This is a genomic window from Paenibacillus sp. O199 (assembly GCF_001636635.1).
Lineage (GTDB): Bacteria > Bacillota > Bacilli > Paenibacillales > Paenibacillaceae > Paenibacillus > Paenibacillus marchantiae.
In genome coordinates, this window is record NZ_LGRP01000029.1 from 37,767 (window position 1) to 61,163 (window position 23,397).

Genomic DNA, 23,397 nt, shown 5'->3' on the forward strand with positions numbered 1-23,397 from the left:
TGCACACAACAGGGTTTGAAAAATAAGTACTCCATGCAATGCGGAGTCAAGTACGGAGGAAGTGGTGAAGCTGAACGATCACCCACATCATCATGTATGCCCCAATTGCCAGCAGCCAATTATAATTTTGAAGCATACCGTCATTTGCGGCTGTGGGAGCAAGATTAAAAACAAAGTGAAATTTAAAATATATCCAGAAAAACTGAAAAGTCCTCATCATTGAGGACTTTTCAGTAAATTAGCGTTGAACATCTCTGCCAGCGAAGTATTTAAAACATTACATTGTCGGTTTATTCAGATGAAACTTTTATCATCAAATGAATACAGGTTCGTTATTTCATCAATATAGTTTTATCCTATAGAAATGAGGCATTCCAATGCAAACCAATCATAGCGTTCAAAAAAATAAAGGAGAATTATTACTTGGTTTACTTGTCTTTACACTCATCATATCCGTCATGAATGCAACCATGTTTAATATTGTACTCCCTAATATCAGTAAACAATTTCAAATTTCTTCATCACAAGCGAGTTGGATCATCACAGGCTATATGATTGTGTACGCAATTGGCTCTGTAACTTACGGTAAATTGACAGACAGATACAGCTTGAAGAATTTATTGACGTTTGGCCTACTACTTTTTGCAAGTGGATCTGTCATCGGCTTAGTGGCTAGTGAATATTGGATGGTCATTGTGGGGCGAATTGTACAGGCAGCTGGTGCATCAGTCATTCCGGCGATTTCTATGATTGTACCCGTTCGTTACTTTACATCTGAAAGGCGCGGTCGTGCATTAGGTACCGTTGCAATCGGATTTTCATTGGGTTTGGCCATTGGTCCGATCATTGCCGGCGTGGTAAGCAGTACATGGAACTGGCGGGTACTATTTGTAATCTCGCTTTTATCATTACTTACTTTGCCGATGTATCGGAAATATTTAGATGATGAAAAAGGAGTTTCCAGAAAAATGGATTATATTGGCGGAATACTTCTGGCCGGTACTGTAGCCATTTTGTTACTGGCTTTAACAAACGGAAGTGTTTGGCTTGCCTTAGGCGGGATTCTTATTTTCATTTTTTTCGTACTACGTATACGCTATACTCCAAACCCATTCATAAACCCGGCCATATTTCGAAACAAACCGTTTTCATTCGGTCTAATTATTACCTTCGTCATGATCGGGATTGGCTTTGCCTTTCCATTCATTACACCTCAGCTACTTTCTTCTGTAAACCACTTGTCACCGGTTTTCATCGGAATAGTTATGTTGCCGTCGTCTTTAATGGCCGCGCTTTTGGGTCGACAAGGCGGTAAATTAGCAGATGATAAGGGAAATCGTTTCCTTGTGTTTACTGCAGCTGCACTTCTTATTATCGGTTTTCTCTCTTTGTCTTCAGTTGTTGGTATGTCGCCAGTATTTATAGCGATCTTTCTTATTTTTGGTGTTCTTGGTCAATCGTTCATGCAAATTGCAATGTCAAACACGGTTTCACGTACACTCTCAAAAGAGAATATCGGCGTAGGGATGGGATTATTCTCGATGGTCACTTTTATTGCTACGGCCACATCAACAGCTGTTATCGGCAAGATACTAGATTTGGGCACATCGACCATTAACTTAAATCCGATACCACAAAACAGTGCAACTTTCGTATATAGCAATATTTTCCTGACACTTCCCATTCTTATCGTTGCCGTAGCTGCATTATATTATGTCCAATTCAGGCGAACAGGTACAATGGCTAAGGACGAAAAGATGAATAGCGAACCAGTTACTTAGTCACGGTAATATGGAAATGCTAGGTCAGATCGGGTTTGATAACTTCAATAATCAAATCTAGACTGCTTAATCAAAAAATCTGCATACCAGTTCATTTAAAGTTAATAAGAGACATTCTTCTTGCTGAGAATCTATAACTCTTAGGTTCTATGCTGTTAATTAGAATCACACTTATTACGGTTTCTCCGTGCTGTCTGTAACGGCAAGTTTAAGGGCCATCCTTTATGGGATGGCCCTTCCTTTTCTGGCTTTGTCAAAGTATCGTACCCGTTAACACAAAAAGTCCATATCAATATAGGGAGTGTCATTTAACAAATTTTCATAGTAGAAGCGTCGGGCTTGCTCATCCCATTCGCTCCAATCAGGAGCGTTAAAATCTCTGCTTCTATAGAACGCGGCTAATACTCTAGCTTGCCTTAGATTAATAAATAATGGGATTTTGTTTAACCAACTTTGACTCACAGTATTTTCCTTACAATAGCCGTTTAAAAAGTTGCAATAGTAACGCTTTGCAATCTCCCTCCTTACATCTCCAGACACAACCCACGGAATAGGAATTTCATAAAGTAATGGTGTAGCAATATCAGAAACAAACCAGCTATATTCCGCATCGTCATAGTCAATAATAATAGCTTTGTCCCCATCATTAAGATAATTTCCAGGGCTGATATCCCCATGAATAAGACCGTACGTATCTTTTTCCTTGGGTAGAGCGCTAACTTCAGTAATTAAACGATCAAAGTTATCGTGTAATTCTAACGGACAGTACTTCTTGAATGAGGCTAATAGGGCATTATCATTCCATTCAAAGCGTGAATGTTGGGACGAATAATGAAGTGAAAACTTATGTATTTTCCCGACCAATTGACCGATATTCTCATAAAACGTATTGCTCTCCTCGGCTATTACTGCATTTCTGCCGGGTGCTTTCTCAAAAGCTGTCACAACAAAGGACTCGTCAATGATATGAATAAAATCCCCGGATAAAGACTGAATGGGTCTCGCTACTTTCATTCCTCGTTCAGCCAGGAACATGATATAATCTAGTTCCGCTCTTGTTAATAATTCATTTCGATGTGTGACATGGGCAATTCTTAAAATAACTTCTCGATCTCCAATAACCCCGGAATAAACGAAATTTTGAAACCCATTTAATTCGAAAATGGAGTCTTCACGTATTCCAAAACATTGCGCGGACTGTCTCAATATATCGTGTGTGTATAGTCGTTTAATCTTTTTATCCATATTAACCTCACCCCTTTACTTTTATGGTAACAAAAGGTGCTGATAGGAAATATACTGAATTTGATTCAGAATCAAACTCTACAAAAAAGCCACATCGGAAAGCTCGATGTGACTTACAAGTGAATCTATTTTTTAGAGTAAATGATTTTCTTAATGCTTTCGTAGGAAAGACCGATTTTTGTGCAATTTTTCAGGGGTCGGGACATACCATACAAACAACCGCCGTTGTTTATAGAAAAGACTTTGCATGGAGCAGATTGTGGATTTTCTCACCAGTTGAAACCCTCGATCCCTCACACACATAGCGTCATTTAATCAAGTACGTTTTTCCGTGAGATACGTTCTGACAGGAGGGGCAGTATACATTGAAAATTGATTAAGTATCCCTTCCGGAGTTTGATCTATTAAGACCATATCCCGAACGTTCGGTTGCATGAAACGTTCTCGGTCCATAACATTAAACATGGATACAATGGGATCGAAGTACTGATTAACATTCAATAAACCACAAGGCTTTTGATGCAGGCCAAGCTGGCCCCAAGTAAATATCTCAAAATATTCTTCCAACGTCCCTGGCCCCCCCGGGAGTGAAATAAATCCATCTGCTAATTCAGCCATTTTGGCTTTACGTTCATGCATAGAGTCGACCATAATAAGTTCAGTCAAACCTTTATGCGCAATCTCACGAGTCTGTAAAAAATGAGGAAGCACTCCAATTACACGGCCCCCTTTTTCTAACACTGCATCAGCAACTTCTCCCATGAGCCCAGTAATAGCGCCTCCGTAAATTAGGGTGATTTCTCGTCTGGCTAGTTCATGACCCAGTTCTATTGCAGCCTCTTTGTATATTGCAGACTTTCCTTCTTTGGAACCACAGAATACAGCGATTGATTTCATAGATACATTTTCTCCATTTCTTTTGTTAACTGCTTCATACTTTCTATATATTACAGGTGAAACTATGACATCTTTATGTCATAATTAGATTAAAAATTTTGGGGGATCTCCATGAAAATTGAAAGGATTCTATCGATAGTGTTACTTTTGTTAGAACGTAAAAAAGTGAGTTCCTCTGAATTAGCGAAAATGTTTGAGGTCACTCCTCGTACTATCTTTCGAGATATCGAAACTATTACCAAAGCCGGAATTCCAATCACCTCTTCCCCTGGTGTGAATGGGGGCTTCAGTATTATGGAACGTTACAAATTTGAGAAGAAGATCTTTACTCAAGCGGAGATACTAGTTTTAATACTTGGATTAAACAGTATCCATTCGACTGTTTCTAGCGACGAAGTATTGAATGCCATTGCTAAAGTGAAATCTTTGATCTCGGAAGATGAAAATCGACTGGTAGATAAACTAATAGCAATAGATCCTTCACCTTGGTTCGGAAGTACTCATGTCAAACCACCTGAATTGGGGCAAATTCGAACCGCAATTGAAGAGGACCGCTTAATTACATTTGAATATCTAGATCCTTTTGAAGGTATGACTCCTTTGGAACTCACCATTGAGCCTTGCCGACTAGTATTGAAGAATTCAGTGTGGTATATGCAAGGATTTTGTACAGAAAAAGGGGGGTTCCGAATGTTTAAGGTTTCCCGCATTTCTTCTCTTGTTACTCACCATGATACATTTAGGAAAAGACAAATCGAAGACGAGGTTTTAGATATTACGGAGAAAGAAATTATTCATTTAACTCTGCTTTTTGACCAAACACTTATTCCTTATATGAGCGAGTACTGTGGAGAGAACAACATTCGCTTATATGAAGGTGTTAAGTGGATAGCAAAGTTCCCCTTCATTGCAAATGACCATGGATATACTCATTTACTTAGCTTTGGGGACAAATGCGAATGTATCGAGCCTGAACATGTAAGAAGCGAGTTAACCAAACGAATTGAGGGTATTCACAAAATCTATTCCACTTAAAAAAAACGCATCGATTTCTTCCATCGGCACCTTTATTACGCCTTTCAATATCCCCTGCCTCGTGTTAAATCACTCTGTAAAAAAAGAAAGGCTCGCACAGGCAGGGTATTATTACTTCCCTGCCCAATACGAGCGTCTACGTCGAATTGCACTCAAACGGTTGATCCGGGTGTGTACTTTTAGCAATCGTTTCATTTCATGTAGCGATATTCTAGTAGATCCTTCAAATTTGAGATTTTCTGCAGCAGCTTCTCCCCGACATTGGTTTCCCTCACCAGCTTCCGCTCCAGTTCTTTGTCCACTAATCTTTTTACAGATAACACGTCTATTCCGTTACATAACACATCTTCTTTTGAATTAAATTTCTTATGGGCGACGAGCTGCATGCCAAAGGAGTTGTACAACAAGGTGTATCCGGCAATGCCCGTTGTGGATTGATAGGCTTTGGAAAAACCGCCGTCAATCACGATCATTTTTCCGTTTGCTTTAACAGGGTTCTCTCCACGAATTTCTTTGACTGGCGTGTGGCCGTTAATGACATGTCCATGGTCCGGATTCAAATCAAACTCCAGCAAGATTTTTCGACAGGTCTCTTCATTTTCACGTAAATGGTAGTAAGGATTCTTTCTCTCCTTATGTGCTTCTTTATCTTGGATAAAATACCGTTCAAAAGTGGTCATTTCTCTCTTTCCAAAGAGCGAGGAACATTCCCCTGTCCAGATGTACCATACCATATCCGTCGCCAGATCTTCTGTCTCTTCCGGGTGCGCATAGGCGTAACGCAAATAATCTTCAAAAACATCAAGCAATTGACGGCCTGCATATGTCTTGTCTTCAATCTGCATTTCTTCCATATTTCCTTCTTCATCCAAAGGAATACAGCCGTGGATTAACAAATTCCCGTTGTATTTTAAATAAAGGCTTCCCTTTTTCATGAGAAAATTCATATGTCTGGCCAGCTTTTCGGAATGCTGAACGGAGAACAGAAGCTTTTCCATCACCTGGCGTTCTTCCTCCAGCAATTGTTCAGGATTCTGCCGATTTACGGTTGCGAAACAGGTGTTTTCCAGCAGGTACGTTTTACCACAGATATTAATTTCATTTTTCTCGTAATCAATCTGCTCCAGCAAAAGTCTTTCAGACATATTAAAGTATGGACGTCTCTTGATAATCGGGATTTCAAGTTTAAACTGGATCATGGCAATGGCTTGGTGAATTTTGGTGATCTGCAGAATTTCCTGCTCCGATACGGTATGGCCAGCCTGTAGCTTCGGTCTGAAGGGCGAATTGTCTTCATAGTATTTCTCCGCCAAGTTTAGCAGTGGGCGTAGATTGATTCCGTATACATCTTCAATAATGTCCAGATTGTCGTATCTGGCGCAGATCCGGATAATATTCGCAAGGCAGACCAGAGAACCCGCGTAGGCACCGATCCAGAGGACATCATGGTTCCCCCACTGAATGTCTACAGAATGGTAGTTGATTAACGTATCCATAATTTTATCGGGGTCCGGCCCCCGGTCATAGATATCTCCAACCACATGAAGATGGTCAACCACCAGGTGCTGGGTTGTATAAGCAAGGCCGATAATGAGCTTGTCCGCCTGGCCCAAGGATATAATTTGCCGATATATTTCCTCATAATAAGGATCCTTATTGTTGGTCGAATCCGTCTTGTATAGAAGCTCTTCTACAATATATACATACTGCTCCGGCAGAGCTTTACGCAATTTCGAGCGCGTATACTTGGAAGAGGCATAAGAAATAAGCTTAAGCATTTGTTCAATCGTTTGTCTATACCACTGGTTCAAAGCCTGTTTATTGCACAGTTCCCCTATAACCAGCTGTATTTTTTCTTCCGGATAATAAACCAACGCCGCAAAATCATTGATTTCTTGATCCGTCCAAACCTCCCGGAATATTTCTTTGATTTTCTCTTTGACGGTACCCGAACCGTTTCTTAGTACATGCTGAAAAGCCTGGAACTCCCCATGCAAATCACTGACAAAATGCTCGGTTCCCTTCGGGAGATTGGAGATCGCTTCAAGATTGATGATCTCTGTTATAATTTTTTCTTCCGTATCATATTTCTGGGCCAATAAATCTAGAAACTGCTCATCCAAAACAGATGTCCCCCTTCAAGGAAGTTATGTGGCATTAATTTTACAGGAAATTTCAAAGGACAACCCTTTTGAACCATAGAAAAACATTGGGTTTTTGCTAACTCTTTACCTGTATGGTTAACAATAAATATAAAATTATTTATATGGTGATTATCAGCATTGCCTTCCCCCATCATACTCCAGTTTCTCATATATGAACAAATTTCATTAAAGGGATGTATTTTGGAGTTGCTCATTTAAGTCCACTGACTCATGTGTTATCCCGCTGCTTAAAACTTTTGAAAACAGGATTAGGAAGGAAGCGAGATTATGAGCAACCATTCGTTAAAGGAATTAGCTCCTTGGCTCGGGACACTAACTTGTACCGATAAAACAAGAAAGCCGCTAAAATAGCGACATCCAATGGGACTATGTTCTTGTCCCCCGACAGCAGTGCCGCCTCCCAGCCCCCCATCGCGTTGCAGATTCCTTAATAATTTATTTTGCTTTCTCTAGATTTATTGAAACCATCCCATCATTATCTTCATCAATTAAAGCAACTTCAGAATCAGATATCCATTTAAGCTCACCTAGATGTCTAGCATATGCAAATTCATCTGGAAATTCTGAGATCACTTTTTCTAACAGTATTTGTGTCCCGTCTCGGTGCATAATAGAAAGATATATATCCATGCTTTCTACATTGTGTTGACAAATAACCTTAGCACTGTAGTTCTTTTTAGGACTCTTGATCACTTTCTTCCAGACCCACTCATTTACATACCCTAACTCTTCAATTTTCAGAGCAGTCTCTTTAAATGGTGTAATATCCCAATTTTTATCCAAAACCAGTTTTTCTATTCCATTCATAAGCAGTTGGAGCGTTGTTCTTTTTTTCTCCGTCTCACTTTTTACGCTGAAGTCATCCAAATTAAATTTGATTTGTACTACACAGACTCCTGAATCATTAATAATCCTCTCATCCGAAATATTTTCAACGCAATCCACAAGAATTTTCCAACAATCTTTCGTTTTTTGTTTTCCGAATATACGTTCAAACATAGCAGTTATACAACGCGTCTCCAAACTAAATGAACGCCGTTTCCATTTCCAATTTAACTCGTAATCCTTTTTTGTCGCATCGTCATATTCGCATTTTTCTTCTTTCATTATTGATTCAACATTTTCATCATCAATTATATAAGGTAAATCTAGATCAAATGCTTTTAGATACAATACGCTCATCTCCCTCTATTTTTCCCATGGAGTTCTTGTTGATGTCTACTCATTGTATTGCCTTTTTTCCATAGTCTCATAGCATTCGCTTTCTCCCAATCGAGGACTTCCCAGCCTGTTACGGCAAGTTGGTTTTTACTACTTTTGCTTCGTATTTTATGCTTCCTTCATTTTTATTCCATTTAAAAATCGGTCACACAAAAAAACCGTCGATCTCATTTTTAGATTAACGACAGTTTTTTGGAGCATCTTATGTAATGTTTTTATCACCCTACAATTTATTTTTCTATTCTTACTCCATCTAGATCTTCATTTTTTTCAATGCATAATGGGAATGAAAAAACCTCAGCTGAGTTAACCAAGCTGAGGTAAATGAATTAACTATTTAATAACTTCAACCTTTTTATCCCCAGCTGACTTCGCTACATCAAACGTTGTTTGACCTTGAAGAGCGACTATTACGCCAGTAGCCAGCATAGAAACGATTAAAGCTGCGCTGAGGGCTTTGGAAATTTTTTTCTTGACCATAACTACACCTCCTCCGATATCTATTATGTAATAAGGACTTCACTAAATAATTACAATATTTCACTTTTTATGTTGGGTAATCCACCTGGTGATTGTATTATAACGTACTGACAATGATTGTAAAAGGGATTTTTTCCTTGTATTCAAATAAAATAAAGTATTAGACTCGGGCTATTCAACAGTATCCTCCGAGCATAGAGAGGAGACCTGAGATGATTCACTGTAAGCCTTGATTTTATACATAAAAGGAATTAATTCTGTTAGTTCACGGCCACTCACCCTAATTAGAGCGTCTCAACTAATTTCTGAATCTTTGAGTGGGAAATTAAATATACAGGACCCATTATTTCTATTTTGCCGTCCTTTACACGTATAGCGCTCTCCTGCTCTGCCGCGTAAACATCAATCTCTTCAGACAAGGGGAACAGGTAGCCTTGAACAAACGTGGCGTAGTCGCGTTGAGAATGAGATTCATAGGCAAAATGATCAAAGCCAATACCATCATAAATAGTACTTGTTTCAACCAAAAATAATATTAGCCTGATTCAACCATATCCATTCAGAAACATCATCAAAGTTAATTTGCTCACCTGTATAACCAGACGGATCAGCGCTAATCATAACAAGCGATTTTCTGTCTGTTATATCCTCATGCAACAATTTGACCAGCTTCTCTGGAAAGAAATCATTAAACCAACTGAGATAGTAGTGAGATTTCAAACTTAATTACCTCCATATGTACTATTTACATTCTTCCATTCTTAACGATAAAACATATTATACACGCTAGAAAGACAAACGGTTTTTCAGCCATTTCGTTTACACACCCTTGTACACTTTTCCTAAATCCAACTCTATACTACCATAACATGGAATTTAAGTATGAGAAATATGCTTCCACGTTAACCTGCCCGATAGCTTAATAAGACATCATCACTCTAATATAATATTCCCGTTTTCTGATCATTTTGATGCCTTCTTCTTAGTTTTATTGAGCTATCGTTCCCCGTTAGTTCAATCATATCAACTCTGAGATAAACATTGGTGTAGCTCCATCCTCTGTATTAAAGCCCAATTTATTATAGAAATCCACTGCATAAGGATAAGAAATTAATACTTTTGTTTTACACCCTTTATATCTATCAAGCATTATATTCATCATTTCCTTACCTATACCTATACTCTGATAACTCGGATTAATAAGCATATAATGAAAATATACCGTTAAAACACCATCTGACAAAGCATTTATTAAACCAACAAGCTTTCCTCCCTCCCAAGCGGTAACAATTGAATGAGACCCTCCGATTGCTTGTAAAAGCTCGTTTGGATACTTGCCAGACTCCCATCCTACCGAAAGAAATAACTCCTGGAGTGCATCCTTAGTGATATCCTCTTTGCTTGAATCGTAATAAATACTCCTCATCCTTATAACTTCCTTTCATAAAACTAACTACGGCACAACATTTGTTTTAAACTCCCATATTTCGATGGTTTTACAACCTGTACGAAGCCATAAAATATTACCGACAAAGCAGTTTCGGATTTATCAAAGTGAATGATCACTTTATTTACCTCAATATACTATTAAACATATGTAGAGAAAATGGATTAACTGAAGTGGAATTTGGATTTGTTTACATTAAAGAATTCATCAGAATACTTCTTGATGCCTCTTTTATACATAGGCTATATGGTTTTATTCTCATTCTGTAAACGAAAAACATCCCTTGCTGCTTCAATGAAAGATAACATGATTGGTGAAAGCCACTTGTCTTTATGCCACAACATCTGTGTATACACCTGCAAATCAGGAATTTCCCATGGAAGGACAACAAGTTCTCCGCGTTCAATTTCAGCTTCCACGACGATTTCAGGAAGAAAGGCAATACCGATTCCAGAAATCGCACATTTTTTAATGGCTTCAGCACTTTGAAACTCTAAATACGTAATGCTATCAACGCCTTCTTTCTCGAATGACCGGTCAAACATAGTTCGATATGGACAACCCTTCTCATTGGTCAGGAACACTTCTTCATGAAAATCTTCCAATTGCAGCACAGTTCGTTTGGCGAGCGGGTGATCTGGAGCAGCTAACAATCTGAAATGTTCTTCCAGCAGCGGTTCCACGGAAAGTCCACTCGAGCGAATGGGTTCATCCAACATATAAACAATATCCGTGGTTCCCTCAAAAAGCGTTTGCTTGAGCTCTTGATTTGGAACTGAGCGAAAGATCAGACGAACTCCCGGATGTTGCGAACGAAACCGTTGAAAGACAGGCGGAAGCCGATAGGAGCAAATAACCTCATTGGCACTTATCGTTAGGGTGCCACTTAGATTTTCATTGTCATGAACAGCACTACGAGCTTCCTCCATTTTTTCAAGAACGCCTTGGGCGTGTGTTAAAAAGCGTTTACCCGCAGTTGTGAGCGCGAGTTGCTTGCCCAACCGATCAAAGAGGCGAACACCTAGCTCATCTTCCAATGCTTTAATTTGCATCGTGACGTTGGAAGGAACGTAGCTCAGCACTTCTGCTGCCCGCGTGAAATTTAATGTTGTTGCAACCGTACAAAACGTATTCAGTTGACGCAATTCCATCCGATGCTCCCCCTTCATCTTTCAATTATATTGAATACTATCTTGAATTTTATTCACTTTTATTGATGGTATCATGGCTCTATACTGAGCACAAGAGATCACAGTGACATGTGGTTTTTCATTTTGAAGGGAGCGACCATACGATGGACTATGAAATTTTTAATTTGGGTGATGTACTCTTACAATCAGGAGTGACGTTACCTAACGCTTATCTCGCTTATAAAACTTACGGAAAATTAAATGGACAGAAAGATAATGTTATCGTCTATCCAACTGCTTTTGGGGATCAGCATATTCAAAATGAATGGCTAATTGGCAGCGGGATGGCATTGGATCCAGAGAAATATTTTATTATCGTTCCAAATTTGCTGGGCAATGGACTATCTTCATCTCCCAGTAACACACCTCATCCATTCGATGGGGCTAATTTTCCACAGGTAACCATCTATGACAACGTTAGATTTCAGCAGCAACTGCTGACCGAGAAATTCGGCATTCAAAAGATTGCTCTCGTCGTAGGGTGGTCCATGGGCGGCATTCAGGCATTTCAATGGGGTGCAAGTTATCCAGAGATGGTCGAACGAATTGCACCTTTCGGGGGAATCGCCAAACCTTGGCCTCACACATATGTAGTTCTGGAAGGTGTAAAAGCTTCCCTGCTATCTGCAGTCCGCTTCGACTCAAGTAAACTAAACCAATTGACTTCTACTGACATGCGCGCCGTTGGCCGGGTCTATGCAGGATGGGGACTATCGCATGCGTTTTATAGAGAAGAGCTTTATCGTGAGATGGGATTTGACACATTGGAGGATTTTATAGCTGGTGTCTGGGAAGAGAGCTTTATGAATATGGATCCGCACAATGTTCTGTCCATGTTATGGACAGGCCAACATGCAGATATTAGTGCCAACCCTTCCTATAAGGGAGACTTTGATAAAGCACTTCAGAGCATAAAAGCTCTTGCCTGTATCATGCCGGGAAGCACGGATCTCTTCTGCACAGCGGACGATAATGAATACGAAGCTAAGCGTATACCTCATGCTGTCTTGAAACCAATTCAATCGATCTGGGGCCATTTTGCCGGTCGTGGAATCAACAGTACCGATAATCAATTTATTGATGACAATCTGAAGCAATTGTTGTCGCTTAGGACAAAAGAATAAATCGTCACCTGTATTGGATGTCTGTCAGGCATAGCAAGATCCCTATTCTTTAGCCGGTATATTTCTCTCATGAATTAACAACCTAATCTAACGTATTTGAGGTCACCAGAACCTACTGGTTCGACCTCTTCTTTTTTTTTCTGTGTTTTTACTAGCTTTAACGAATTAAATGAAGTCTGAAGTTCTAGTTTTTATCCACATTGGATGATGTTAGGTTTTGTAAAAAAAGAGACTGTAACCTGTCTTTAATCTTGTAAGTCAACCTTACTTTTTTTATCGTTCGCATACTTGAAGTATGTGACAAAATTCAATTAACCTTCCTATGAATAGGAACAAGTTCTTGTCCTCGGACAATTTTTTCTTCAGTTGTCATTTTAGTGGCCACGTTGTTCATTGCATAGTATTGCCATTCCTCCCTAATAGTTGAGGTTCCATCCGTTGCAATAACCACTTGATATCCATAATCCGCACCATCTCTGTGAAATTCATTTTTATTCTTCCTTTCTTTTAGGCACATCCTATTCATTCATGATTACAATTTTGCCATTTGCTGAGTTACTCTCCATTAACAGATGAGCCTCTGCTATTGCTTCTAGTTTGAACACTTTAGCAATGGGCGGAATAAGTGCATGGTCCTTTATATGATTAAATAGATCGACCAGCACCGTTTCTTTAATAACTTCACTTGTAAAAGCCGTAAAGAAAACACCTGTTGGTATATCAATCAATGGTTCGAAGGAATCGAGGGTCCATTCATTGCCTAATATGCCTGACATACATAAGATTCCTCGTTCTGAGACCAATTTCAAAGATTCCTTCAAGGTCACCGTCCCGATCAATTCCAACACTTTGTTCACTCCATTTGGAGCAATTTCAACTACTTTATTCGTAAAATGTACATCATCAAGTAATGCGAGGTCCGCACCCGCCTGCTGAAGATATGTCAGCTTTCCGCTGTCACGAGTGGTCGATATAACGGTGGCTCCTACACTTTTGGCAAGCTGGAGGGCAGCCAGACCAACGGAACTGGTCCCGCCTCGAATGAGAAGCACTTCTCCTTTAGTTAATTGAAGACTTTCAAATAAAGATGCATATGCCGTGTAATACATTTCTGGAATGGCAGCGAGCGTAGTCCACTCCATTCCACCAGGAATGAGATACACCTGCTCTGAAGGAATCAAAACATACTCGGCATAGCTTCCATCAAATTCTCGCCCCAACCCTCCCATCAGAGAAGCGACATGCTGTCCTTCTTGGAAAGTGCTGTCCGATGCGTCCTCGATCTCCCCCACACACTCAATACCAATGATCCGTGGAAATTGAACGGATGGTGAATGCCCCTGCCTTGTATACATTTCCGAGCGGTTAATGCCAAATGCTCTGATCTTGATTAATACCCAGCCTGGTTTAACTTCGGGAATGGGAACCTCCCGTACTTTTAGTTCTTGAGGTTCACAGGCACCTTCCAGTACAACTGCTTTCATCAAAATTCATCTCCCCGCTCCGATGTAGATTCGTTTTTCCAACTGAATGAATAATGTATTTGTCGCCAAGGCAAGTCCTGCGGACAGGATGCTTCCCCACAGAATTTTATCGATATTCATGGTGCGTAAACCATCATAAAAGATCGTCCCTAACCCGCCAGCATTGATGAATGCAGCAATGGTCGCCATGCCAATCGTAGATACGGAGGCAAGTCGCAGTCCTGTAAATAGGGTTTGAATCGCCAAGGGTACCCGAATCTGAATCAATATTTGCATACGACTCATGCCCAGCCCGGTAGCTGCCTCAATAATAGGTTGTTCCACATGATTCAAACCTGCGATAAAGTGGCGCAGAAGAATGTATTGATTATATAGAATCAGCACGATGATTGCCGTCGTTGTACCCAGTCCCGTCACAGGAATCATGATGGTGAACAAAGCCAGGCTGGGGATGGAATACAAAATGGAAAAAACATAAATGAAAATGCGTGACACCCAGTCGGAAGTCAGGATTACGATGGTTAGAAGCACGGCGACAATAATTGAGATCACCATGGTTATGACAAGTATCTCCACATGCTCGAACAGTGCGCTTCCCCACTTATCTGGATGTTTGATGGCATAATCGATCATTCTAAGGCCTCCCAGAAACGTTCTTGCTCCCTTGAAGATTGAATAAGCGACGCTACGAATTCATCTGCAGGATGATTAACAATTTCTTTAGGCGTGTCAAACTGGCACACTTTCCCTTGATTCATAATTATGACCCGGGTGCCCAACTTGAACGCTTCATTAATGTCATGTGTGACGAACAGGAAGGTTTTATTCGACCCTCCATGAATTTTCAATAATTCATCCTGTAAATGTAGACGGGTAATCGCGTCCAAAGCACCAAAAGGCTCGTCCAGAAGCATGATCGCAGGATTGGTCGCTAAAGCTCGGGCGAGTCCAATTCGCTGTTGTTGCCCTCCCGATAATTGTGAAGGATAGCGATGTTCATACGTCCGAGGGTCCAGTCCCACCAGATGCAGTAGTTCGGAGACCCTCTCCTCGATTTTCTCTTTATCCCATTTCAACAGACGAGGTACGGTAGCGATATTTTTCGCGATGGTCATATGTGGGAACAACCCAACCTGCTGAATGACGTAACCGATTCTTCTTCTTAGCATCACGGGATCTATGGATACAATGTCTTCTCCAAACAGCTTAATGTTCCCCTGAGAAGGTTCGTACAAACGGTTTACCATTTTCAAAAGCGTCGTTTTTCCAGATCCAGAGGAGCCCAGTATGGTAATAAACTCCCCTTCTTCAATAGACAAATTGACATGATTCACTGCGTATTCATTGGATTTTGAATATGTTTTGCACACATTATGAAATTTGATGGCTGGTGGCCCCATGTTACCACTACGTTTATTGGATGGATTCATAGAAGGCTTTTGCGACGTCTTCATATTCTTCTTGATCGACATCAACTTTGGCATTAAGTGCCGTGATCGTGTCTGTGTCCAGTGCCGAACTGATCTTATTGATGACTTCAGCAATATCTGGATGTGCAGACAGTACTTCATCACGGATGACAGGAGCCAAGTTATAAGGGGGCCATACTTGTTTGTCATCTTCCAATAGGATGTACTGATCTTTATTTACGAGTTGTCCTTCCGTCGTATATGCAGGTGCAACATCTGCCTCATTATTTTTAAGCACTTCATATTTCAAACTATTGTCGTAGACTTTGGAGGACTTCCAGTTTAGTTTGCCATATACTTTCTCCAATGCTGGAATACCGTCCGCACGCTGATCCACTTCTCCTTGAGAGGCAAATCGAAGCTCGGTTGCATGCTTCTGTAAATCAGTAATCGTCTTAATTCCCCATTGTTCCGAGGCTTCTGCACGTATGACGAGCCCTGCTCCATCATTGGCTTTGGAATAGTCGAGCCAGGTTAAGTTGAATTGCTTTTTGTATTCTTCCTTCACTTTGGCATATACTTCATCCGGATCAGTCAACAACTCCAGCTTCAGGATGGCTAACAAACCGGTGCCTGTGTATTCCGGATACATATCAATATCTTGATTCACAATGGAAGAATGGATCACAGATCCTGCAATGTTAGGTACACGCTCTACTTGGTAGCCGGCATCCTCCAAGGCCAAGGCGTAAAGTTCTCCCACAATCAGATTTTCAGTGAAATCTTTGGTGCCGATTCGAATCGATGTCTCTTTATTTTCCGAAGGCTGATTTTTTTGCTCACCACAGGCGCTCAACAGGAGCGATAATACGATGATAAGTGAAGTTATGATATAGATTTTTTTCTTTTTGTTTTTCATGTCGTTTTCCTACCTTTGCAAAAATTGATATCGAAATAAAATTCGTTCGGATATATCAAGCAAGACTCCGATTAAGATGGCCAATATCGCCACAGATCCCCCGCCAATTAGAAGCAAATCGATTCGATTGAGTCCTAGACCGGTGAAAATGATCTCACCGAATCCACCAGCTCCGATCTTGGCTGCCAAGGTGGCACTGGCGATAATTTCAATGGCAGCTGTTTTGATTCCTGTCAGAATGAGTGGTGCAGCAAGAGGGAACTTGATCTTCCACATCATTTGACGATCAGACATCCCCGCCCCTTTAGCAGATTCAAGAACAGATAGAGGAATATGATTCAAACCGGAAATGGTATTCATCAATATGGGAGGTACCCCCAATAAGATTAAAGCAACCAATGCTGGCTTCATGCCAGTGCCCATCAACGGAATTAATAGGAGTAAAACAGCCAGGCTAGGTACAATCCGCAGAATCTGAATCAGCGATACAATCCACTTTTCCGAGCGTTTGTATGTGATGGTCAGATATCCCAGTGTAATTCCGATCCATGCAGAACAAAGCAATGCCAGTAAACTGACCTCTATATGCTCTCGCCCCAGAGCGAAGAAAGCACTCCAATTGTCTGAGAAATAGGTTGCCAATTGCATTCCCAAGCTTTCTTGCAACATGTTCCCTCCTTTCATTCAAGTTGCTTTTCCCTCGACAGCTTTATAATATAAGCATTATAATCGTTTTGAAAGTAGGCACCTTTTTATTAGATAGGAACCAAAAAGTAACTATTGGAGGATTAGCTTAAATGTTTACCAAAAAAGAGTTGCCTGAATGCCCTGTAGCAACAACTGTCGGTTTGATAGGTAACAAATGGAAATTACTTATCATGAGAGATCTTCTGAAAGGAACCCAACGGTTCGGTGAGCTTCGCAAAAGTATTCCGGAAATTAGCCAAAAGGTATTGACCGAAAATTTGCGTTCCATGGAAGGAGACGGTATCGTCATTCGTACCGTCTATGCGGAGGTACCGCCCAGAGTCGAATACAGCTTGAGCGATTTAGGTAATACGCTGAGACCCATCATTAGTGTGATGGAAACATGGGGAATGGATTATAAAAAGCTCAATGAGGATACTTCGACCGATACAGACGAATAGGATTACGGATAGTAGAAAAATGAGCGAATCCATGTTCAGGATGCGCTCGTTTTTTGGTGAGTCCTTTTGTGAAATTGTAAAAGTGTTCATGCTTCCTAACTAAAGGTATAAAAAGCAGGTTTTATAAGTACCTCCGCTGAGGAAAAAAAGATTAGATAGATATCTAATCGGTAATGGGAACATGTTCTTACCCATTCCGGCAATCGTTATAATTCATTTCTCCAATTATCCGGGTTAGTTTTTAGCCTTTACTTGGTTCTATGTAAAAATCCGCCAAGGAAATGTAGCGGAAATTTTTTAAAGTTTACTATATTAAACTAAGAATGCTTTAGAAATGATGACTAACAGGATGAAGAGTACCAATATTGCACCTGTGCTACTATAACCTCCACCAAACCCTCCGATACTTCCATTGCCATACTCATATCCAACTTCACTCATATTTCTTCCCCCTCATTTTCGATATATATTAAGCTATTCAGAAATGTTTAATTTGACACGGCTAAAATGAAAGGTTTCTACAAGAGAGTTTAGTTCAATCTCGTCTTGTTATCGTATTCACGAGTTATGTTAGAACAAGAGTATCACCCTTTTTCAATTCGACAAACAACCCCCCCCACAAAGCGTGGTTTTGGAATACCAATGAAGAAAAAAAGGTGTTACTTTAAGATATGCTAATAAAAATAAGATGTGAATAATAATTATCAAGATTTTCCCTCAATTACATCTTCTTATCTTACAAACTCAAGAAAAGTTCCATCAGAGTTTCTATAACCTTTCCAATCCTCTTTCGGCACAAGTTATTTCTCGAAATCTTTATACTGACGGCTCCCGACAATGGGAACAAACGTAATTGCGCAGCTCTGTCAGAACGGCCATTTCGTAATAATGCCGGTTGATCGTTCCTCCATCATCGTAGACGTGCTTTTGCCAACGGTTTGAAATGAAATTTAGCGGTCATTTAATAAACACAGGCTGTTTTCGGCGTTCTCTACAATGAATGATTTTGTACTGAATTATTTTTTTAAACCAGCTGCATAGAATGGACCATTAACTGATATGGTCGTTAGGATACGAGCCATTTCTTGAGGAGTTTCTTTCGTACCACTTTCCAACCATTGCTGAATTACCCCTATTATTGCAGTCCCCATATAAGCAGCTAAATATTGTCCTGGAACAAGAAGATTTTCTTCTTTTACAAATGAGTTTGGATTATTTCCATAGAGTGTTTCCCACATAAATTGTTTCAATCTGGTTTGAAATGTTAAATCCCCGTTTGGACCTAACACAGCTTTCATAAATCCACCATTCAAATTTAAATACTCAAATATTGAAACGGTTAAGGAAAATGGAATTAATTTTTCAGAGTCACTTTCAAGTGCGGCAATAACACTTGGATAGTTTTGTTTTGTAATTCTGGACATATCAAGCATAATTTCTTCCTCACATTTAGTCATTAAATCAAATTTGTCTTGATAGTGAGCATAAAACGTACCTCTATTAATGTTCGCCTTCGTTGTTATGTCTTTAACCGTAATTGCTTTAAAACCTTTTTCATTTATTAGTTCAACTAGTGCTTGTCGAATGGATTCTTTTGTCCGAATGACACGTAAATCAGGGTTAATATTGCGCAAGTAAATTCCTCCTTAATTTTATCCAACACAATGATTAAAGGTGTTCCGTAACCAACACATTTGCCATTTTTAATTATTGAACATAGACTTCTCCAATTTTATAATTTGAATTGTAATAAACAACAGGTTGTTCATTTATTATAACTTATCATCTGGGAGGGGATACAGGCAAAATTAAAACGAATATAAAAGCTAAGCAAAAATCGATATAAATAAACGGAGTTTTTATGCAAAGTTGAAACCAACACATCCCCATGACACTGTATAAGGTTTGAGCAAAATAGTCGTGACTACTTCACTTATGGAAATCAAGAGATAATCATCAAAATGGATGTTCCCCTCAAAATGAAGGTTGATATTATAATTTATGTTAATTTGTTACATCCGGACAAGCCTGGTAAATTTCTTCCGTACCCCAAACGAGGTTTTCTAAAATGCGAATAACGTTTTGATGCACGGGGACGATATCAACTAACGAGTGAAGATTTTTAAATCAAAGAATGCAATTCAATTTTAAGGAGGAAGCAACTATGGATAAAGTAAAAGAAATGATGTTATTCAACCCATCATTCGAATATATCGATGATGGAGTAGAGCACGGTATACTGAGCCAATTTAACCCGGGTACAACGGTGCTAAAGAAAGGCTATCAAGTAGATCAACGTTTTATGCCACTGCCGTGTGATGTGATTTTTGAAAAAGATGTACCGGTAAAACTTAGAGATGGTGTTACCATCTACACTGATGTTTTCCGCCCCTCTGGAGCAGAAAAGGTTCCTGTTATTATTTCTTGGAGTCCTTATGGAAAGGCAGCCGGCACAGCCCCAAGATACACAAATCTTTTTGGTATGATTGGTATACCTGATTCAGAACTTTCGGGTCTTCATAAGTTCGAAGGCAGTGACCCCGCTTACTGGTGCAATCATGGTTATGCAGTTTGCAATCCTGATCCGAGAGGAGTTGCTCATTCTGAAGGCGATATATATATGATTGGTACACAAGAGGCTCGTGATTGCTATGATCTTATTGAATGGCTTGCAGAACAGGAATGGTGTAACGGAAAGGTCGCTACAAGCGGTACTTCGTATCTTGCATTTTCACAGTGGTTTATTGCTGCTGAGCAGCCGCCCCACCTTGCAGCAATAAATCCGGAGGAAGGCTTGGGAGATGCTTATCGTGACCTCATTCGTCGCGGTGGTATACTTGATGTAAACTTTGCATCTCGTCTGCAGGTTAACCATGTACATGCCGGTGAAGCTGTTAGGAGAGAAGATGTACATGATGAAGGACTTAAATATCCATTTGCCAACTGTGACTTATGGGAGGATAAAATTGCTAGATTCGAGAATATAACTTGCCCTGCTTATGTTGTAGCAAGTTACAGCAATACATTGCACACACCAGGCACATTTCGTGCTTGGAGAAATATGCCAAAGGAAAACAAATGGCTTCGTATCCATGACAATCAGGAATGGCCGGATTTCTACAAGGAAGAACAGCAGGAAGATCGCCTTAAATTCTTCGACCATTTCCTTAAGGGAATAGATAATGGCTGGGAGAAAACACCTGTGGTGCGGTATGCGCTTCATGATTTTGAAGGCGGTCATTACGAAGGTATAGAAGCTGAAACGTTCCCACCACAAGGAACGGTATACAAGAAGATGTATCTTAACGGAGTTACTCGTACTCTTTCAGAAACACTTGCCCAAACAGATATACCTACAATTTATGACAGTGAGGCATCTCCTGCACAGGCATCCTTCCTCTATAAAGCAGAGGAAAAGACAGAACTTGTCGGTTATCCTAAAGCAAAACTTTATGTTGAAGTTGATGGAAGCGATGATATGGATATACTTGTATATCTCTATAAGCTTGATAAATTCGGAAATCACCTTCAGCAGTTTGTAATTCCAAATATGACTGCAAGGATGCATGATCTAACAGACCGCGGCGGAAGTGTTTTAAGATATAAAGGAAGCAATGGTCGTCTTCGTGTATCAATGAGACACCTTGATGAAGAAAAGAGTACAAATGAAGTACCTGCATATACTTTTGATCGTGAAGAAAAACTCCACAAGGGTGAGATTGTAGAGATTGAAATTGAGATGTTCCCAATTGGAATGCTCCTTTATCCGGGAGAGCAACTTCGCTTTATTGTAAGCGCCAAGGATGAAGTCGGTGGCATAATGCCGGGTACACCTGCCGCACCACCGGTAAATCATGGTAAGCATATTATTCACTGCGGCGGACAGTGTGATTCGTATTTGCAGCTCCCTTTTAGAAAATAATTTCTAGTCGTCCGTCCTTGAGAAACGCAGTCTGCATGTCCCATTGGGGGTACCACCAACAAAACGCGAAAAACGTACGATAAATCAAACAAGCTGGAAATTCTGTATGCTAAGGAATTCCGGCTTGTTTTGTGTAAGTGCTGTGAAAGATCAACTTTTAACATCGTAATGCTTCTTGCTTCCTTTCCCTTCATCATCCCTTCTTCGTACTGTGTATCAGACACTATGCTCCTCAACAGCACTTCTATATAGCTAAACGTGCTGTTGAGCGCCTGTTCTTGTTAAATGAGGGTTATTGGCAGGAATATTGTCACTAACGGACAGGTGGTGCAAAGACTGGAGCCAATCTAGACGGATGTACCTTTTCCCCGATACTATAAAACTCACAAAATTTCATTATTAGCAGATTCCACTTATCTGGATCGATATAATTCTCCTCTCCATGGGAAGTTTTTTTATGCGATAAAAACTATAAGAACACTTAACACTCAGCTTAATAGCAGAAAATTTGCACATCAATATGTATTACCTTCATCACACATTTAAACGCGTCTCAAGCATAACGATAATTGGAATATGTCATGAAAAAACGTATTGAGAAGGCGAAACAATTATTAGAAAACTCAAAATACACTATAACGCGTTTTGCTATTATTATTGGACTTTCTAGCGCTGCGCATTTTGCGTCAACCACGAACATCTATAACTACCATAAAGTATCAGGATTGTCTGCGTTAAGCGATTATGTGAATGCAACTGATATGCAAAATTTACCTACGAGGCTGATGCAATCCCCTTTTTATAGTACTAGCACTGCTGAACATAAATTCTACAGCTGACAGCTCATTATTCTTCCAGTTGAGATACTCGGCATTCAGGATGCCCCGCTGACCTACTGTAAGTGTATTCAAATTCATTTGTGGCGGCCCCATGTGATCCCTTTATTTCGTGGCTTCAGCAATACCTTCAGCCTGTGCTTGCTTAATACCACTACGTTCCTCTTCGGCAAGCCAGCTAAGTATCTCACAAGATCCATAATAAGCTGCCCGATCCCCCCAACCGTTTAATGGACTTAACAAATTATTTATCCCCCTCACGGATGAAACGCTGTACAACCTCACCTTCTCGAAATTTCATCTGTATGTTGACCAGAGCTCGATTATAAGTCATTTATTTTATCCCTAATTGGAAATGTCCTCGTTCAGTGAGTAAAAAATAACAAAACACTTACCAATCAATGATATATATTGCGCAATTATTTCTTTTCTTTTTTTCGTTTTTTATCATCAACTGATGTTGGATAGCTAACGTGCAAGAGTCTGGTTTAGTCAGCCTAATGCACGCCTTGTCGCCATCATATAATTGTATAAATGATCAAAAGAAGGCTGAGAACCTTGAAATAGTTACATGACCTGCGCTGTTAGCTATTACTGATGAATTAGCAATGGTAATAGGAAACCCAGATATATTCCTAAATTGAATTGTATCTCCAACAGCAAAGGACTCAACTTGAACTAAAACCAATTGACCACTTGTTGCCGTGGTTACAGCAGCAGCCAGATATGCTGTAGAATTATTTAGCGATAGCCCAATTGTTGCTCCTGGTAATGTAGCAGCTGCAAGATTTAGTACAACACTTATGTTGTACAAACCTGCATTTTGTATTGTGAAAACACTAGTTGCTGCATTATAAGTAAGTGCAGTAAATTGGTTTGGAGTAATATTTAAAATATTTGATCCAGAAGCAATTGTCTGAGGTTGAATATTACCATTAAAGTATGAGTCTACAAACGTAGGAGTTGCGCCTGTTGCGCCTGTTACCCCAGTAGATCCTGTCGCACCAGTGGCGCCAGTAGCGCCAGTAGCCCCTGTTCCCGTTGCACCTGAGACACCGGTTACTCCAGTAGAACCCGTCGCTCCGGTGGCTCCG

Annotated in this window: 22 protein-coding genes and 2 pseudogenes; 6 read left to right on the top strand and 18 right to left on the bottom strand. The window is 40.0% G+C overall.

Annotated features, from left to right (window positions below; all coding sequences use genetic code 11):
- Positions 1 to 377 precede the first annotated feature (377 nt).
- Positions 378 to 1,781, top strand: coding sequence for an MFS transporter (locus A6049_RS26475; protein ID WP_063567473.1), 1,404 nt, complete (start codon positions 378 to 380; stop codon positions 1,779 to 1,781).
- A gap of 270 nt (positions 1,782 to 2,051) precedes the next feature.
- On the opposite strand, the gene A6049_RS26480 is transcribed toward A6049_RS26475, so the two are convergent.
- Together A6049_RS26480 and A6049_RS26485 are read right to left on the bottom strand one after the other, a co-directional pair.
- Complete coding sequence (locus A6049_RS26480) at positions 2,052 to 3,026, bottom strand: phosphotransferase enzyme family protein (protein WP_063567474.1); 975 nt, start codon at positions 3,024 to 3,026, stop codon at positions 2,052 to 2,054.
- 315 nt (positions 3,027 to 3,341) lie between these two features.
- Entirely contained in the window at positions 3,342 to 3,923 is a 582-nt protein-coding gene (locus tag A6049_RS26485) for an LOG family protein (RefSeq protein ID WP_063567475.1), read from the bottom strand.
- 111 nt (positions 3,924 to 4,034) lie between these two features.
- Here A6049_RS26485 and A6049_RS26490 point away from each other — a divergent pair, with 111 nt between their 5' ends.
- Positions 4,035 to 4,958 (top strand): helix-turn-helix transcriptional regulator, encoded by a 924-nt coding sequence (locus tag A6049_RS26490; RefSeq protein ID WP_063567476.1) that lies wholly within the window; start codon positions 4,035 to 4,037, stop codon positions 4,956 to 4,958.
- Between the two features lie 191 nt (positions 4,959 to 5,149).
- Here A6049_RS26490 and A6049_RS26495 read toward each other — a convergent pair whose 3' ends face one another.
- The 7 genes and pseudogenes from A6049_RS26495 to A6049_RS26520 all read right to left on the bottom strand — a co-directional run bounded on the left by A6049_RS26495 (position 5,150) and on the right by A6049_RS26520 (position 11,422).
- Positions 5,150 to 7,081: a fructose-bisphosphatase class III gene (locus A6049_RS26495; protein ID WP_063567477.1), complete on the bottom strand. Its 1,932-nt coding sequence runs from the start codon at positions 7,079 to 7,081 to the stop codon at positions 5,150 to 5,152.
- Positions 7,063 to 7,317 (bottom strand): hypothetical protein, encoded by a 255-nt coding sequence (locus A6049_RS26500; protein ID WP_145921956.1) that lies wholly within the window; start codon positions 7,315 to 7,317, stop codon positions 7,063 to 7,065. The genes A6049_RS26495 and A6049_RS26500 overlap by 19 nt, the downstream gene beginning before the upstream one ends.
- Before the next feature lie 241 nt (positions 7,318 to 7,558).
- Positions 7,559 to 8,296, bottom strand: coding sequence for a hypothetical protein (locus A6049_RS26505; protein ID WP_063567479.1), 738 nt, complete (start codon positions 8,294 to 8,296; stop codon positions 7,559 to 7,561).
- A gap of 381 nt (positions 8,297 to 8,677) precedes the next feature.
- Entirely contained in the window at positions 8,678 to 8,824 is a 147-nt protein-coding gene (locus tag A6049_RS33655) for a hypothetical protein (RefSeq protein WP_162842462.1), read from the bottom strand.
- A 284-nt stretch (positions 8,825 to 9,108) separates the two neighbouring features.
- A pseudogene (locus A6049_RS26510) lies at positions 9,109 to 9,544 on the bottom strand (hypothetical protein).
- 298 nt (positions 9,545 to 9,842) lie between these two features.
- Positions 9,843 to 10,250 (bottom strand): GNAT family N-acetyltransferase, encoded by a 408-nt coding sequence (locus A6049_RS26515; protein WP_063567480.1) that lies wholly within the window; start codon positions 10,248 to 10,250, stop codon positions 9,843 to 9,845.
- 263 nt (positions 10,251 to 10,513) lie between these two features.
- Complete coding sequence (locus A6049_RS26520; RefSeq protein WP_063567481.1) at positions 10,514 to 11,422, bottom strand: LysR family transcriptional regulator; 909 nt, start codon at positions 11,420 to 11,422, stop codon at positions 10,514 to 10,516.
- 143 nt (positions 11,423 to 11,565) lie between these two features.
- Here A6049_RS26520 and A6049_RS26525 point away from each other — a divergent pair, with 143 nt between their 5' ends.
- Entirely contained in the window at positions 11,566 to 12,585 is a 1,020-nt protein-coding gene (locus tag A6049_RS26525) for an alpha/beta fold hydrolase (RefSeq protein ID WP_063567482.1), read from the top strand.
- 518 nt (positions 12,586 to 13,103) lie between these two features.
- Here the strand turns inward: A6049_RS26525 and A6049_RS26535 are convergent.
- From A6049_RS26535 to A6049_RS33780, 5 genes are read right to left on the bottom strand one after another with little or no spacing between them, the layout of a single operon-like run.
- Positions 13,104 to 14,069, bottom strand: a complete 966-nt coding sequence (locus tag A6049_RS26535; protein WP_063567484.1) for a zinc-binding alcohol dehydrogenase family protein — start codon at positions 14,067 to 14,069, stop codon at positions 13,104 to 13,106.
- A 6-nt stretch (positions 14,070 to 14,075) separates the two neighbouring features.
- Positions 14,076 to 14,702, bottom strand: coding sequence for an ABC transporter permease (locus A6049_RS26540; RefSeq protein ID WP_063567485.1), 627 nt, complete (start codon positions 14,700 to 14,702; stop codon positions 14,076 to 14,078).
- Positions 14,699 to 15,499: an ABC transporter ATP-binding protein gene (locus A6049_RS26545; protein ID WP_256336225.1), complete on the bottom strand. Its 801-nt coding sequence runs from the start codon at positions 15,497 to 15,499 to the stop codon at positions 14,699 to 14,701. Before A6049_RS26545 ends, A6049_RS26540 begins: the two co-directional genes overlap by 4 nt.
- Entirely contained in the window at positions 15,483 to 16,397 is a 915-nt protein-coding gene (locus A6049_RS33775) for a glycine betaine ABC transporter substrate-binding protein (RefSeq protein WP_063567486.1), read from the bottom strand. The genes A6049_RS26545 and A6049_RS33775 overlap by 17 nt, the downstream gene beginning before the upstream one ends.
- A gap of 9 nt (positions 16,398 to 16,406) precedes the next feature.
- Complete coding sequence (locus tag A6049_RS33780) at positions 16,407 to 17,066, bottom strand: ABC transporter permease (RefSeq protein ID WP_063567487.1); 660 nt, start codon at positions 17,064 to 17,066, stop codon at positions 16,407 to 16,409.
- Between the two features lie 128 nt (positions 17,067 to 17,194).
- Between A6049_RS33780 and A6049_RS26560 the strand changes: the two genes are divergently transcribed.
- Positions 17,195 to 17,545 carry a winged helix-turn-helix transcriptional regulator gene (locus A6049_RS26560; protein WP_063567488.1) on the top strand — a complete coding sequence of 117 codons (351 nt, stop codon included), beginning with the start codon at positions 17,195 to 17,197 and terminating at the stop codon, positions 17,543 to 17,545.
- 312 nt (positions 17,546 to 17,857) lie between these two features.
- On the opposite strand, the gene A6049_RS32745 is transcribed toward A6049_RS26560, so the two are convergent.
- Together A6049_RS32745 and A6049_RS26565 are read right to left on the bottom strand one after the other, a co-directional pair.
- The gene (locus A6049_RS32745) at positions 17,858 to 17,986 is read right to left on the bottom strand and encodes a sporulation protein YjcZ (RefSeq protein WP_082935059.1); all 129 of its coding nucleotides are present in this window, start codon (positions 17,984 to 17,986) and stop codon (positions 17,858 to 17,860) included.
- A gap of 575 nt (positions 17,987 to 18,561) precedes the next feature.
- Positions 18,562 to 19,179: a TetR/AcrR family transcriptional regulator gene (locus A6049_RS26565; RefSeq protein ID WP_063567489.1), complete on the bottom strand. Its 618-nt coding sequence runs from the start codon at positions 19,177 to 19,179 to the stop codon at positions 18,562 to 18,564.
- A 530-nt stretch (positions 19,180 to 19,709) separates the two neighbouring features.
- Here A6049_RS26565 and A6049_RS26570 point away from each other — a divergent pair.
- Positions 19,710 to 21,467, top strand: coding sequence for a CocE/NonD family hydrolase (locus A6049_RS26570; RefSeq protein ID WP_063567490.1), 1,758 nt, complete (start codon positions 19,710 to 19,712; stop codon positions 21,465 to 21,467).
- Positions 21,468 to 22,048: 581 nt separating this feature from the next.
- Positions 22,049 to 22,306 carry a hypothetical protein gene (locus A6049_RS33010; RefSeq protein WP_145921957.1) on the top strand — a complete coding sequence of 86 codons (258 nt, stop codon included), beginning with the start codon at positions 22,049 to 22,051 and terminating at the stop codon, positions 22,304 to 22,306.
- Positions 22,307 to 22,408: 102 nt separating this feature from the next.
- Here A6049_RS33010 and A6049_RS33415 read toward each other — a convergent pair whose 3' ends face one another.
- Together A6049_RS33415 and A6049_RS33785 are read right to left on the bottom strand one after the other, a co-directional pair.
- Complete coding sequence (locus tag A6049_RS33415; protein WP_145921958.1) at positions 22,409 to 22,546, bottom strand: recombinase family protein; 138 nt, start codon at positions 22,544 to 22,546, stop codon at positions 22,409 to 22,411.
- Positions 22,547 to 22,841: 295 nt separating this feature from the next.
- Positions 22,842 to 23,397, bottom strand: a pseudogene (locus A6049_RS33785) (hypothetical protein); the annotation flags it as partial.

Excerpts from the sequence above, each read along its gene's own strand:
- A6049_RS26475 (WP_063567473.1), top strand. The coding sequence starts at position 378 with ATGCAAACCAATCATAGCGTTCAAAAAAATAAAGGAGAATTATTACTT.
- A6049_RS26480 (WP_063567474.1), bottom strand. The coding sequence starts at position 3,026 with ATGGATAAAAAGATTAAACGACTATACACACACGATATATTGAGACAG.
- A6049_RS26485 (WP_063567475.1), bottom strand. The coding sequence starts at position 3,923 with ATGAAATCAATCGCTGTATTCTGTGGTTCCAAAGAAGGAAAGTCTGCA.
- A6049_RS26490 (WP_063567476.1), top strand. The coding sequence starts at position 4,035 with ATGAAAATTGAAAGGATTCTATCGATAGTGTTACTTTTGTTAGAACGT.
- A6049_RS26500 (WP_145921956.1), bottom strand. The coding sequence starts at position 7,317 with ATGAGCAACTCCAAAATACATCCCTTTAATGAAATTTGTTCATATATG.
- A6049_RS33655 (WP_162842462.1), bottom strand. The coding sequence starts at position 8,824 with ATGGTCAAGAAAAAAATTTCCAAAGCCCTCAGCGCAGCTTTAATCGTT.
- A6049_RS26515 (WP_063567480.1), bottom strand. The coding sequence starts at position 10,250 with ATGAGGAGTATTTATTACGATTCAAGCAAAGAGGATATCACTAAGGAT.
- A6049_RS26520 (WP_063567481.1), bottom strand. The coding sequence starts at position 11,422 with ATGGAATTGCGTCAACTGAATACGTTTTGTACGGTTGCAACAACATTA.
- A6049_RS26525 (WP_063567482.1), top strand. The coding sequence starts at position 11,566 with ATGGACTATGAAATTTTTAATTTGGGTGATGTACTCTTACAATCAGGA.
- A6049_RS26535 (WP_063567484.1), bottom strand. The coding sequence starts at position 14,069 with ATGAAAGCAGTTGTACTGGAAGGTGCCTGTGAACCTCAAGAACTAAAA.
- A6049_RS26540 (WP_063567485.1), bottom strand. The coding sequence starts at position 14,702 with ATGATCGATTATGCCATCAAACATCCAGATAAGTGGGGAAGCGCACTG.
- A6049_RS26545 (WP_256336225.1), bottom strand. The coding sequence starts at position 15,499 with ATGAATCCATCCAATAAACGTAGTGGTAACATGGGGCCACCAGCCATC.
- A6049_RS33775 (WP_063567486.1), bottom strand. The coding sequence starts at position 16,397 with ATGAAAAACAAAAAGAAAAAAATCTATATCATAACTTCACTTATCATC.
- A6049_RS33780 (WP_063567487.1), bottom strand. The coding sequence starts at position 17,066 with ATGTTGCAAGAAAGCTTGGGAATGCAATTGGCAACCTATTTCTCAGAC.
- A6049_RS26560 (WP_063567488.1), top strand. The coding sequence starts at position 17,195 with ATGTTTACCAAAAAAGAGTTGCCTGAATGCCCTGTAGCAACAACTGTC.
- A6049_RS32745 (WP_082935059.1), bottom strand. The coding sequence starts at position 17,986 with ATGAGTGAAGTTGGATATGAGTATGGCAATGGAAGTATCGGAGGGTTT.
- A6049_RS26570 (WP_063567490.1), top strand. The coding sequence starts at position 19,710 with ATGGATAAAGTAAAAGAAATGATGTTATTCAACCCATCATTCGAATAT.
- A6049_RS33010 (WP_145921957.1), top strand. The coding sequence starts at position 22,049 with ATGAAAAAACGTATTGAGAAGGCGAAACAATTATTAGAAAACTCAAAA.